Consider the following 12,429-nt stretch of genomic DNA (forward strand, 5'->3'; position numbering starts at 1 on the left):
CGAGGACCGGCGGGGAACACAGGGTGGGCCGTACCGGTCACGCGGCGGATGTCCGCAAGTCGTCGCGCAGCCTCGTCGGGCAGCGGCAGCTCCCGACGGCGGGCCTTGCCCGGATCCAATTCCACGGATCCGCCGACGGCAACCGCGGCCTTCATGCCTGCGACCTCCTGCGTGCGCACACCCTGCAGGACCAGACCGAGGACGCGGTCGGTGGAGGTATGGGAGGCCTGGTCGACCGTCGCCTTCGCCGCCCCGGCCGGGAGGATCAGCGGGTCCCGCTCGGCCTCGTCCCGGCGTCGCGCCCGGCCTCGAAGTACCTCTTCCGCCCGCTGCCGCGCATCCTCATGCTCACGCCTCCGGTCCGGCGAGGACGAAGTCGTGCTGGGTGAGTTCGGCGCGCAGTCGCTGTTCGGCGATGTCGGCGTAGTGCGGGTTGAGTTCGATGCCGAGGAAGTGCCGGCCTTCGCGCAGGGCGGCGACGCCGATGGAGCCGTTGCCGGTGAAGGGGTCGAGGACCGTACCGCCTTCGGGGCAGATCTGGACGAGCTGCTGCATGATCTCCAGCGGCTTCTGGGTGATGTGGTCCTGGTCCTTGCCGACCTGGGTGGCGGTGAAGTGGCCGGGCAGGTAGAGGTCGCGGCTGTTGTCGAGGGAGCCCTTGACCCCCCAGGTGATGAAGTCGGCGGACTGCTCAAAGCCGCCCTTGCGGGCCTGGCTGACGGACTTGATCCAGGGGATGGTGCCTTGCCAGATCCAGCCGGCCATCCTGAGCGCCTCGCTGATGTCGGGCTTCTGCCGCCATTCGGAGACGAGCATTGCGACCGAGTGCTCGGTGCTTGCCCGGTATGCCTCGGCGAGTAGTTCGGTGAGCCAGGAGAGCTGGTCGCGGTTCTCGTCGGGGAAGGTCTTGAGGTCGTGGACGCCGCTGCGGGCGTCGCGGTTGGTGCGCCCAGCGTTGTTGTCCGGCGGGTCGGTGATGACGGCGTTGACGGACCCGTCCGCGAGGGTCTTCATCACGGTGAGGGCATCGCCTCGGTGCAGCTGGTAGCTCATGGTCTTCCTTCGACAGGACGCTTGGGCCCGCTCCGGGCGGCGTCCGACAGCAGCAGCCGGGAGCGGGGATGCCGGGGAAGGTAGCCGCAATCGGCGGCCGTACCTAATGAACGGCGACGGGGTGCCGGGCTCGGCCGGGGGTCGTTTGGTGCGGCCGACTTTCGCGTCTACTGTCTCGCCATGCCGACCGGGCAGCAGGCCAAACGGCCCTGGCCCGGCGCGTGTTGGTTCGTGCTGCCCCGTGCAGGCGCGATCACGTGCGGGCAGCTTCCCTGTCCCCCTGTCTCCTGAGGAGCGCCGTCGTGTTCCGGCTGAGATTACGAGCGCGGCTGGCTGCCGCGCGTGACCTGAGACCGGCGTCCTGGAGCTACCAACTCCCTTGACCCGGGCCCGCTCTGAGCAAGGGCGGTTTCACCACCGGCGCGGTGCCGGCGACTTCTTCGCACGAGAGGCCGGCACCGCGTTCTCCTACGAATCCCCGAGGAGCCGCTGCGATGCAGCATGCCCTGGCACACCCGTGCCCTCATCCTCTTACGCCACCCGGTCGGCCGCTGTCCGGTGACCGGGGGCCGTCGTGAAGAAGACGGTCGGCGCGCTCGTCGGCGTCGTCGCCTGCGGTCCGCTGGTGCTGGCCTTGCCCGTCGCGATCGTCGGCGCGGGCAGTGCCTCGGCCTCCACGTCCAGTTCCTGCCCTCCCGGGGGAAGTCCACAGGGTGTGGATTCCTCGGCGGTGGCGGCGCAGGTCGAGGCGATCCTCAAGGGCTCCAGTCCGCTGTCGGCTCCGGCCGTGGCCGGGCTGAGCAAGCCGTCCGAGCAGATCCCCAACGCCCGGACGATCCAGGCCACCGGTGTCGCGATGCACATCCCCGTGCGCGGGCAGGTCGTCGCCCTGGCAACGGCGCTGCAGGAGAGCGAACTTCGCAACGTCAATGGCGGCGACCGGGACTCGCTGGGCCTCTTCCAGCAGCGGCCCTCGCAGGGCTGGGGCACGCCGGAGCAGATCATGCAGCCGGTGTACGCCTCGACGAAGTTCTACGAGGCGCTGCAGAAGGTCAGCGGCTGGGAGTCGATGACCGTCACCCAGGCCGCCCAGGCGGTGCAGCGCTCCGGCTTCCCCGACGCCTACGCCAAGTGGCAGCCCCTGGCGGAGGCGCTCCAGAAGGCCCTCGCGCCGCTGCTCGCCCCCGCTCCCGGCGCCTCACCCACGGCGAACCCGACGCCGGCACCGACGCCAACGGCCAGCACGAGCGCCAGTCCGACAGCGGGGAGTGGCTGCGGGACGCCCACGGCGGGCGGCGACGGCAGCGACTTCGGCACCATCCCCGCGGGCTCACTGCCCAACGGCTACACGATCCCGGCCGATGCGCCCCAGCCGGTGCAAACCGCGATCCGCTGGGCACTTGGCCAGTTGGGCACGCCGTACCAGTGGGGAGGCACGTGCGCGTCCTCGCACGGCGCGGACCCGATGGGCAGGTGTGACTGTTCCTCGCTGATGCAGATGGCCTACCGCGCGGCCGGCGTCTCGCTGGAGCGGACCACGTACGACCAGGTCAAGCAGGGCAGCGCCGTGTCGGCGGACTCGCTCAAGCCTGGCGACCTGCTGTTCACCCGGGGCAGCGCCGCCGTGCCGGAGCACGTGGGCATGTTCATCGGCAGCGGGCTGATCGTGCACGCGCCGAAGACCGGTGACGTGGTCAAGATCTCGACCTTGGCCTCGTGGCGGCCGGAGATCCTCGCCGCCCGCCGGGTCGCCTGACCGGCTCCTCCCCTCCCCTCTTCTCCCCTTTCTCCGGGCTGCCTTCGCGCGCCCTGAAACGCTCTGGAGCTTCCCTTGTATCTCGCCGACGCAGTCGTACAGCTCGCCTACGACCCCGGCATCACCCCCAACGAGGGCGGTCTGCCTGGCCTTTCGGTCCTCAAGCAGGTGATGGGCAGCCTGAACTTGTTCGGGATCATCGCGGTTGTCGGAGCCCTGGCCGTCAGCGCCGGGGTGTGGGCCTGGGGCCATCACTCCGGCGGCCACCAGGCCGAGGCCAACGGCAAGAAGGGCGTGCTCGTGAGCGCGGGTGCTGCCCTGCTGCTGGGCGCCGCGAACGGCGTCGTGTCGTTCTTCTCGACGCTCGGAAGCCAGGTCAAGTGATGCAGAAACGTTCCTTCTTCTCGAGCCCTCACCCAGGTGGCTCCGGCGGCGCGCTGGTGCGCCGCCGGGCGCTGTTGGGCTCGCTCGTCCTGGTGGTGCTCGTCGCCGCTGCCGGTGTCCTGGCCTACGTCACCCGGGACGGGCGCGAGGCCGCCAACCCGGCTGCCGCGGCTGCGGGTTCGGCCGCGCCCTCCGCGCCGGTGGGTTCGCCGTCGCCGGGCGGGCATGCGAAGTCGCTGCCGGCTCCGCCTTCGACGCACGATCCGATCGCGTTCGCGAAGGCGGCGGCGGTGGCTGTGTGGTCGTACGACACCCGTTCCTCCTCGCAGCCTGAGCTGGTGGCCTCCCTGCACCGGTGGCTGACCGGCGAGGGGCAGTACCTCGACGCCGACTCGGTGGAGCGTCTGGTGCCCTCGCCGGTGCTGTGGGGGCGGATGGCCGACTCCGGGCAGTTCGCCACCGCGACCGCGGACGAGGCGCACTTCCCGGACCGGTTCACCAAGGCGCTGCAGGCCGATCCTGGGGCGATCACGCAGGCGTACGTCTACGCCGTGACCGTCTCCGGGAAGCAGTCGATCGCCTGGAACGGTGCCCCGCAAGGCGGGGCCGAGGACCGTTCGGCCACCCTCGCCGTCCAGTGCCGTCCTGACCGCCCGTGTGCCCTGGCCGGTGTGCTGCCGGCCGTGGCGCCCTGACCTGGGGAGTTCCTCGTGGATATCTGCAACCTCCCGATGGTCGCCCAGGTCTGCGACATCGTCGACGGCATCAACTTCGTCAGCGACCCGGGCAAGAGCATCACGGACGGCATCGGCGCGTGGATCGCCAAGAGCATGGGCGAGCTTGCGGCCAGCGCCGTCGACCTGTGCGCGAAGGCGGTCGACGAGACCACGGCCATCGACCTGTCCGCGCCGTGGTTCAGGGACAACTACCAGCTGATCCTGCCGATCGGGCTGATCCTGACCGTGGGTACCTTCTGCGCGCAGCTGGTCCTGGCCGCCTGGCGGCGGGACGAACGGGCGCTGGCCAAGGCCGCTTGGGGCACGATGACCGGCGTGTTGTTCGCCTTCGGTGCGATCAGCTTCACGGCGGTCGCGGTCACCGTGGTCGACGCCCTGTCGGCCGGGCTGTTCCAAGCCGCGCACACCAGCGTCGCCGACGCGGTCAGGCGCATGATCAAGGTGTCCCAGTTCGGCCCCATGTTCGCCCTCGGCTGGGCGATCCCCGCCCTGGTCGCGGTCGGCAGCGCGATCGGGGCGTTCCTCTACTGGTGCGTGATGGTCGCCCGCAAGGTCGGCGTGCTGATCCTGGTGGTGCTCGCCGCCTTCGCCGGTGCCGGCGGCGGCTGGGAGGTCGCCCAGCGGTGGCGGCGCGGCTGGATCGAGGCCACCGCCACCCTGATCGTCTCCAAGCTGCTGATGACCGTGGTCTTCCTCGTCGGCGTCTCCGCGCTCGGCAAGACGGACGCCAAGGACGGCATGGCCGCCCTGTCCGACGCCATGGCCGGTGTCGTGATCATGGTCATGGTGCTGCTGTGCCCGTACGCCGTCTACAAGTTCGTCCACTGGGCGACGGACGGCAGCGGCCACGACGACACGCACCGCACCGGCATGGCCGGCATGGCGGTCGCGGCCGGGGCGGCGAAGACCGCCGGTTCTCTGGCCATGCAGATGAGCACCGGCGTCCCGGCGCCGCAGGGCCCGGCCCAGGTCCCGGGTGCGGGAGGTGGCGGCGCCGCCTCCGGCATCGACCCGACCGGCCGGATCAGCAAGGAGGGGATCGACGCCGGCCCCGCGCAGCAGCCGACGAAGTTCCGCTTCGGCGAGGACCCGAGCGCGGGAGGCGACCGCGGGCGCGCCCTGGTCACCCGGCCCGGCATCCCTGCCCTGATCACCCGGGCCTCCCCCGGCAGCGGTGGTGACCAGTCGGCGTCCGGCGGCGGTCAGGACGGCGTCGCGGCCCAGCCCTCCGCTCCGTCCGTACCGGGCGTCTCGACCGCTCCGGCCGCTCCCGCGCCCTCGGCGCCCGGTCCGGCCCCGGCGGGCCCCGGTGTACCGGCACCGCCCGCACCGGCGAGCGCAGGACCGGCCCCGGGCGGAGCACCGACTCCGGCACCGGCACGGTTCGTCTACCCGAACAGTCCCACCCAGCCCGGCTCCTGACCGGCGCCCCCACGCCCTGGGGCGGGCGGCAGCCCGCCGCCCGCCCCGGGCCCCGACCACCAGGGAAGGAGCATCCGCGATGACGTCCAGAAGAGTGCCGCGCCCCCGCCCGCCGCCCGCCCGCTCATCCCTCTGGAACACCGATGTCCTCCTCGACGCCCGACGCCACCCCTGCGTCCGTCAAGTTCCCCCACCGCAGCCGCCGAGGCGTGCTGCTCGGCCTGAGCGCCCCGCAGCTCATCACCACCTCCGCCACCGGCCTGCTGCTGCTCGGCGTGCTCGTCACCCGGGGCGTCACCGGCGCCCTGCAGCTCATACCCCTGTGGGCCGGTGTCGCCGCCCTGGTGCTCATCCGCTACCGGGGCCGCACCCTCGCTGACTGGGCGCCCGTCGCCGCCCGCTACGGCCTGCGCCGCCTACGCGGCCAGCTGGTCTGGCTCACCCGCCCCTCCTCCCGCCCGGTGCGCGAGGGCCTGCTCCACCTGCCCGGCAGCGCGGCCAGCCTGCGCGTGGTCACCGCGCCCGATGGCCGCTACGGCGCCGTCCACGACCCGCACAACGGCACCCTCACCGCGATCGTCAAGGTCTCCTCCCACGCCTACGCGCTGCTCGACCCCGGCACCCAGAACGCCAACGTCAACGGGTGGGGGCGCTCCCTGGCCGCGCTCGCCCGCACCGGCCAGGTCGCCCGCATCCAGGTGATCGAGCGGACCGTCCCGGACACCGGCGACGCGCTGCGCCGGTACTGGGAGGAACACGGGCGCCCCGACGCGCCGCTGGCCGGTGAGCTGTACGGGGAGCTGATCCGCGGCGCCGGTCCGGCCGCCGCACCGCACGAGGCGTACGTCGCCATCGCCCTCGATTTCAAGGGCGCCCGGCGGCTGATCAACCAGGCCGGAGGCGGCCTGACCGGTGGTTTCGCGGTCCTGGCCCAGCTCACCTCCGCGTTCGAGCAGTCCGCCCGCACCGCCGGCCTCACCCCGACCGGCTGGCTGTCCGCGGGCAAGATCGCCGCCGTGGCCCGCACCGCCTACGACCCGAAGTCCCGTGCGGCGCTGGACCGCTGGTCCGAGGAGGGGCGTCCGTCCGCCGACCCGGCCGCCGCCGGCCCGGTGGTCGTGGTGGAGAAGGCCGACCACATCTCGACCGACTCCGCCCACCACACCACCTACTGGGTGGAGAACTGGCCGAGGACGGAGGTCAACGCCGGTTTCCTGCACCAGGTCATGTTTGCCTCCGGCGTGCGCCGCACCGTCTCCCTGGCCTACGAGCCGCAGGACCTCGACTCGGCGCTGCGCGACGTGCGCCGCAAGAAGGCCAGCGTGATCGCCGACTCCGCCGAGCGTGCCCGCAAGGGCCAGGTCTCCAGCGAGGCCGACTCCGTGGAGTACCAGGACATCCAGAACCGCGAGCGCCAGCTGATCGCCGGCCACGCCGACGTCGCCCTCACCGGGCTTCTGACCGTCTCCGCCGACACCGAGGACGAGCTGCGCTCCGCCTGCGCCGTGGTGGAGACCGCCGCCGTGGGCGCGCAGCTCGACCTGCGCCCGCTTACCTGGCAGCAGGCGACCGCGTTCACCGCCTCCGCGCTGCCGTTCGCCCTCGCCGCCTGATGCCGGCCCTCCCTCCCCTCGAAAGAGCACCCCCCGATGCCGGCCACCCCCGCCACCACGCAGGACTTCGTCCCCTACGCGACCGCCGCGATCGACTTCCACCGCGCGCTCAACATCCCCACCGGCCCGCTGGTCGCCTCCCGCGCCGAACTCGACTCGCTGCACGAGCACCTGGTCGCCCTGCACGGCCTCCTGGACGCCCACGCCCAGCGCACCGCGCCGCTGCTGCCGGCCGAGGGCGACCATCTCAAGGCCGCCCGCACCCGCCTGTGGCAGGCAGCCGACCACCTCCACGCCGCCTACCACGCCTCGCCCCGGCCCGGCAGCGGCGAGGTCCCCGGCCCCGACGCCTGCCGCGCCCGCCTGCCCGAGGGCGCGCCGGAGCTGAGCGTCTGCCGCCGCCACCAGGAGACCGCGCACCTGGTGCGCCGCCGCACCACCCCCGCCGACCTGCACTCCCCGTTCACCGGCCTCGTCCGCCGCTGACCCTTCACCCCGGATTCGAGACCATGCCCAGGAACCGCGCCACCGCCTCCCACCTGTTCGTCCCGAGCAAGAGCACCCGCGCCCAACAGCGCGCCGCACGAGCCGAGTTCGCCCAGGCCCGCACCAAGGCCCGCCACGCGCAGCCCACCTCCGAGCGGCCCCGGAACAGCGTCACCGACGCGGATCTCCAGCCCGTCTACCCGGCTACCGGCCGGCCGGGCCCCGCTTCCGCCCGCGGCGGCAAGCTCCGACTTCCCAAACACCGCCTGACCACCGCCACCGCCTCGGGGGCCTATCCCTTCCTCGCGGAGGCCGGCCTCGGCGCCGAGGGTATCTTCATCGGCCGCGACCTCCACGCCGAAGGGTCGTTCTGCTACGACCCGTTCGCCCTCTACAACTCCGGCCGAATAGAGGGGTTCACGAACCCGAACGCGATCCTGTGCGGCGTCATCGGCATGGGCAAGAGCGCGCTGGCCAAGTCCATCGCCACCCGCGCCATCGCCCACAGGTACAAGATCTACGTGCCGTCCGATCCGAAGGGTGAGTGGTCGGGGCTGGCCGAGGCGCTCGGCGGGCAGACCATCGCGCTGGGCCCCGGTCTCCCGGGGAGGCTGAACCCGCTGGACGCCCCGCAGCGCCCGGCTGGGGTGAGTGAGGAGGACTGGACCGGCGAGGTCCGCAAGCGCCGCCTTCTGCTGCTGGCCAGCCTCGCGGCCACCGTGCTCAAGCGCGACCTGCTGCCGATGGAGCACACCGGCCTCGACGTCGCCCTGGACCTGGTCGTCGCCGACGCCGACGCGGCCGGCACGGTGCCGCTGCTCGGCGACATCGCCCACGTCCTCGGCCGCCCCGACCGCCTCGACGCCGCCCTCGGCGGCCAGGCCGGAAGCCTCGGCCACGCCACCGACGACCTCGCCCACGCCCTGCGCCGCCTGGTCCACGGTGACCTCAGCGGGATGTTCGACGCGCCGTCCACCGTCAGGTTCGACCCGGACGCGCCGATGCTCTCCATCGACCTGTCCCGCCTCGGCAGCAGCGGCGACGACACCGCCCTCGTCCTCGCGATGACCTGCGCGAGCGCGTGGATGGAGGCCGCCCTCGCCGACCCGGGCGCTGGCAGGCGGTGGGTGATCTACGACGAGGCATGGCGGATCATGCGGCACGTCGGTCTGCTGGAGCGGATGCAGCAGCAGTGGAAGCTCAGCCGCGGGCTGGGCATCGCCAACCTGCTGATCCTCCACCGGCTTTCCGACCTGCTATCCGCGGGCGACGCCGGCTCACGCGGGCGCGTCCTCGCCGAGGGTCTCCTGGCCGACTGCTCGACCCGGATCATCTACCGCCAGGAACCGGACCAGATCCCCGCCGCCATGGCCCTGCTGGGCCTGACCGGGGTCGAGGCCCAGGCCATCGCCGCCCTCACCCGCGGCCGGGGCCTGTGGAAGGTCGCCTCACTCTCCTTCATCGTCCAGCACCTCCTCCACAGCCGCGAACGGGCTCTCTACGACACCGACTTCCGCATGGCCGCGTAAACCACTGGGTTCGAGAATCCTGAACCCACGGGTCCACCACGGACGGCTCGCTCCTCGTACCGGACGGCAAGGAGCGGGTCGCATCTGCCCTGCCTCCGAGGCCGGAGTGCCCCGGTCCTGCGCTCTACCAGCAGATTCCGGCCGAGCCAAACTCCCGCTTCTCCGCATCATCAGCTCCGCCGGAAGCCGTCCTCACGGCCCCGGCCACCACAGCCCGTACCAGCGAAGCGGAGCCCCACCGTGCCTGCCGCCGAACCCATCCCGCTGCCCGACGTCGCCATCGGGCACCACCCGACCCACGGCGTCGTCGCCTCCCTGCCCACCCAGTCGGCCGCCGCCGAGTGGATGCTGGAACGCCTCGACTTCCAGCGCCTACCCGGCAACCCGAAGCTCTTCACGCTTACCGACCAGCACCGCGAAGCCCCCGAGCGCACCGCCTGGGCCGCCAAGCTCCTCACCGGCGCCGGTTACCGCGTCGACACCGACATGACCCTGGCCGCAAGGAACACCGACCGGCAGCAGCGGGTGCAAGAGCGGCAGGCCCAGGCCGCTCCAGGCGCCGGTCCGGACGTCGCCATCGCCGAGCACCCTAGCCTGGGCATCGTCGCCGCCGTCAACGACGACCTGCCCTTCAACCCGGGCATATTCCTGGTGACCGATGGCTGGCGCCACCACCGGGACCTGGACGTCTACCTCCCCCCGCCCGGCACCCGGGCCGAGGCGCTCGACGCGGTGGCCCGCACCACGGTCGGGCTGCAGCGCGGCAACTTCCAGGTGGCCATGCTGCCCGGCCTCGCCGAGGAGGTCTCCGCCCACCGCGCACCGGTCCAGCAGGCGTTCACCACGCGCAAGTTCCGCGTCGACGAGGCCGCGCTCAAGGCGCCCGCCCCCGTGAGCCCGCCGCCGGCAGCGGTCGACCCGCGCATCGCGTTCGCCCGCGCCCGCTGACCACCCCCACCCCGAAGGAGCAGAGCACATGGCCGTGAAGAAGGTCTGGCAGATCACCCACTCGTGCGGGCACGAGGCCGAACGCGACCTCGGCGACCGTCCGGCCGACCGCCGGGCCGGCTTCGCCGAGTGGCTGGCCAAGCAGGAGTGCACCGACTGCTGGCGCGCGGCGAAGGCCGGTGACGACACGGAGAAGGCGGCGTGGCTGGAGGCCAAGCGCGCCGCCGAGCAGGCCGAATCGGACGACTGGTCCAAGCAGTACCGGATGCCGCCACTGGAGGGCACCGAGAAGGGCATCGCCTGGGGCGTCCGGTGCCGCCACCAGGTCCTCGCCGCCGCGTACACCGCGCTCGTCCTCGACGCCGGCATGGCGGAACCCGAGTGGGAGCTGATCGAGGACCAGGCTCGCACGATCACCCGCGCCGGCTGGTGGATCGACCAGCGCGCCTGCGAACCCGGAGACCTGCCCGAGCTGCTGGAGGCGGCCGCGGACACCGACCGGCCGACCGAGAATCCCTTCGTCTGACCTGCTGGCGCCTTCCCCCGGCGCAGCGAACCTCACCAACTCCCGCCCCCTTCACCACGATCCGAAAGCCCCCGCGATGTCCTCCTCCCCGCTGTCCTGCACCGTGCGGCGCACCGAGAGCACCACCGATCTGCTCGCCGTGCTGAACGGCGCCGATCCCGGTTTCGAGTCCTACCTGCTGGCGTCGTGGTCGCCCGGCCCGCCCGACCAGGAGGACATCGTCCTGCCGGACCTGGCGGCGCTGCTGGACGAGCCGCTGGCGCTGCGCAAGCCGCGCACCGGCCACACCCCGTCCCGACTCCTGACCTGGCACTGCTCGATCCTCAGCAACGGCCGGGCCGCGCTCACCGACGACCAGTGGTTCGAACTGACGTGGAAGGTGCTGGACGCCACCGGCATCGAACCGGACGACGACCCCGACGCCTGCCGATGGGTGGCCCTGCGCAACACCGGCGACCGGCTCGACCTCGTCGCCACCGTCATCCGCCAGGACGGCCGCTGGGCCCGGCTGCACAACGACCAGCGCTGGGCGCGTTTCGCCTGCGAGGACTTCGCCCGTGACCACGGGCTCACCGCTCGGCGCTGACGCTCGCGTAAGCACGCGGCCGACCGCAGCTCCCAGCCTGGCCACCGGGGCCCGCCACCACCGTCGAGAGGGGACGCCGTGATCGCCCACCTGCAGCGCGCCGCCACCACGACCGCGCTGATCCCCGCCCTCTACGGCCCGGACGACCCCCGCCACCGACTGCGTCCGAGGCTGATCGGCGCCGAGTACCGGGGCGCCGACAATCAGCTGCCCCTGGTCGGCGACCCTCAGGATGTCCTGGGCGGCGACGTGCTGGACGCCCCCGCCCAGCGGATCGGCGCCCGCGCACCGGAGCAGCCGGTGTGGCTGTGCTCGGTGCGCTCCGACCCCCGGCACCCGGACCTGAGCGACACCCAGTGGGCCGACGTCGCCCAGCGCCTGGTCACCGCCGCCGGGCTTGCCCCCGCCGGCGACCCGAACGGCTGCCGGTGGGCCGCGATCCGCGCCTTCGACCACTCGGTGCACATCGTCGCCACCGTCGTGCGGGAGGACGGCCGCATCCACAGCACCTACCGCGACGCCTTCCACGTGCAGGCCGAGTGCAACCGCATCGCCGCCGAACTCGGCCACCTCCCCCGGAGCGTCCCCTCCGTCACCACCGCCAAGGACTACCGGATGCCCGCCCCGTACATCACCATCGGCACCGAACCGAGCGGCAGTGTCGTCGCCAAGGGCTCCAGCGACGACCTGTCGGCCACCCTGCTGCGCCACGCCGGGTTCAAGCAGATCCAGGACTGGCACGGGCGCCGGCACCGGCTGCCCACCACCACGACCCGTGCCGACCGAATCGCCGTCGCCACGCACGCCGCCGAGATGCTGCGTGCCGCCCGCTACAACGTCGACCTCGACCCGAAGCTCGACAGCGGCCTCCTGACCACCCCCACCGATCCGCAGGGTCTCAAGGTCGCGGGCCGGCAAGTTCTGGAGCTGGCCGACCAGATCCGCGGCGCCTCCAGCGCTGCCGACGCCGCCACGGCGGTGGACCAGCTCCTCGACCCCGACGACGGCGTCCTCACCCGGCTGCGGGAAGCACTGGAAGCGGCGGCCGAACAGGTCGCCGGCCTGGCCCCCGACAAGTACGAGCTGTCCGACCGCCTCTCCTCCGGCGCCGAACTGATCAGCACCGCCGAGGCCGAACTCGCCGACACCCTCAGCGACCTGCGAACCCTCGGCACTGCGCCCGCACAGCCCGGACCGGGCCACCCGGTACAGCCGCCCGAACTCCTGCGCACCCGGGCAGCTCTCGCCCGCAGCGCCACCACCCCAGCACCCACGTCCACCGGCCCACTCGCCGCCCCCGCCCGCATGCCGTCCGTACCGGCCACATCCGCAGGGCCTGCCGGCCGAGCCCACTGAAACCGCCTGCCCCACTGACCGAACCGAAGGAAG

Annotated in this window: 12 protein-coding genes; 11 read left to right on the forward strand and 1 reads right to left on the reverse strand. The window is 72.7% G+C overall.

The features are described 5' to 3' along the window. Positions 1-348: 348 nt before the first annotated feature. On the reverse strand, positions 349-1,053 hold the full coding sequence (locus ACFCY1_RS32085) for a DNA-methyltransferase (protein ID WP_375876821.1): 705 nt from the start codon (positions 1,051-1,053) through the stop codon (positions 349-351). 574 nt (positions 1,054-1,627) lie between these two features. Here ACFCY1_RS32085 and ACFCY1_RS32090 point away from each other — a divergent pair. The 11 genes from ACFCY1_RS32090 to ACFCY1_RS32140 all read left to right on the forward strand — a co-directional run bounded on the left by ACFCY1_RS32090 (position 1,628) and on the right by ACFCY1_RS32140 (position 12,396). Then, complete coding sequence (locus ACFCY1_RS32090; RefSeq protein WP_375876822.1) at positions 1,628-2,809, forward strand: C40 family peptidase; 1,182 nt, start codon at positions 1,628-1,630, stop codon at positions 2,807-2,809. Positions 2,810-2,884: 75 nt separating this feature from the next. Then, on the forward strand, positions 2,885-3,193 hold the full coding sequence (locus tag ACFCY1_RS32095; protein ID WP_063346628.1) for a DUF6112 family protein: 309 nt from the start codon (positions 2,885-2,887) through the stop codon (positions 3,191-3,193). After that, positions 3,193-3,888: a hypothetical protein gene (locus ACFCY1_RS32100; RefSeq protein WP_375876823.1), complete on the forward strand. Its 696-nt coding sequence runs from the start codon at positions 3,193-3,195 to the stop codon at positions 3,886-3,888. The genes ACFCY1_RS32095 and ACFCY1_RS32100 overlap by 1 nt, the downstream gene beginning before the upstream one ends. Before the next feature lie 15 nt (positions 3,889-3,903). Continuing rightward, positions 3,904-5,352: an ATP-binding protein gene (locus tag ACFCY1_RS32105; protein WP_375876824.1), complete on the forward strand. Its 1,449-nt coding sequence runs from the start codon at positions 3,904-3,906 to the stop codon at positions 5,350-5,352. A gap of 143 nt (positions 5,353-5,495) precedes the next feature. Continuing rightward, the gene (locus ACFCY1_RS32110; RefSeq protein ID WP_375876825.1) at positions 5,496-6,965 is read left to right on the forward strand and encodes an SCO6880 family protein; all 1,470 of its coding nucleotides are present in this window, start codon (positions 5,496-5,498) and stop codon (positions 6,963-6,965) included. A gap of 36 nt (positions 6,966-7,001) precedes the next feature. Further along, on the forward strand, positions 7,002-7,451 hold the full coding sequence (locus ACFCY1_RS32115) for a DUF6238 family protein (RefSeq protein WP_375876826.1): 450 nt from the start codon (positions 7,002-7,004) through the stop codon (positions 7,449-7,451). Positions 7,452-7,474: 23 nt separating this feature from the next. Then, entirely contained in the window at positions 7,475-8,980 is a 1,506-nt protein-coding gene (locus ACFCY1_RS32120; RefSeq protein ID WP_375876827.1) for an ATP-binding protein, read from the forward strand. 240 nt (positions 8,981-9,220) lie between these two features. Beyond that, positions 9,221-9,928 (forward strand): hypothetical protein, encoded by a 708-nt coding sequence (locus tag ACFCY1_RS32125; protein WP_375876828.1) that lies wholly within the window; start codon positions 9,221-9,223, stop codon positions 9,926-9,928. Between the two features lie 28 nt (positions 9,929-9,956). After that, positions 9,957-10,454: a hypothetical protein gene (locus tag ACFCY1_RS32130; RefSeq protein ID WP_375876829.1), complete on the forward strand. Its 498-nt coding sequence runs from the start codon at positions 9,957-9,959 to the stop codon at positions 10,452-10,454. 76 nt (positions 10,455-10,530) lie between these two features. Further along, complete coding sequence (locus ACFCY1_RS32135) at positions 10,531-11,040, forward strand: hypothetical protein (protein WP_375876830.1); 510 nt, start codon at positions 10,531-10,533, stop codon at positions 11,038-11,040. 78 nt (positions 11,041-11,118) lie between these two features. Then, positions 11,119-12,396 carry a hypothetical protein gene (locus tag ACFCY1_RS32140; RefSeq protein WP_375876831.1) on the forward strand — a complete coding sequence of 426 codons (1,278 nt, stop codon included), beginning with the start codon at positions 11,119-11,121 and terminating at the stop codon, positions 12,394-12,396. Positions 12,397-12,429 lie beyond the last annotated feature (33 nt).

Source organism: Kitasatospora sp. NPDC056273 (assembly GCF_042268845.1).
Lineage (GTDB): Bacteria > Actinomycetota > Actinomycetes > Streptomycetales > Streptomycetaceae > Kitasatospora.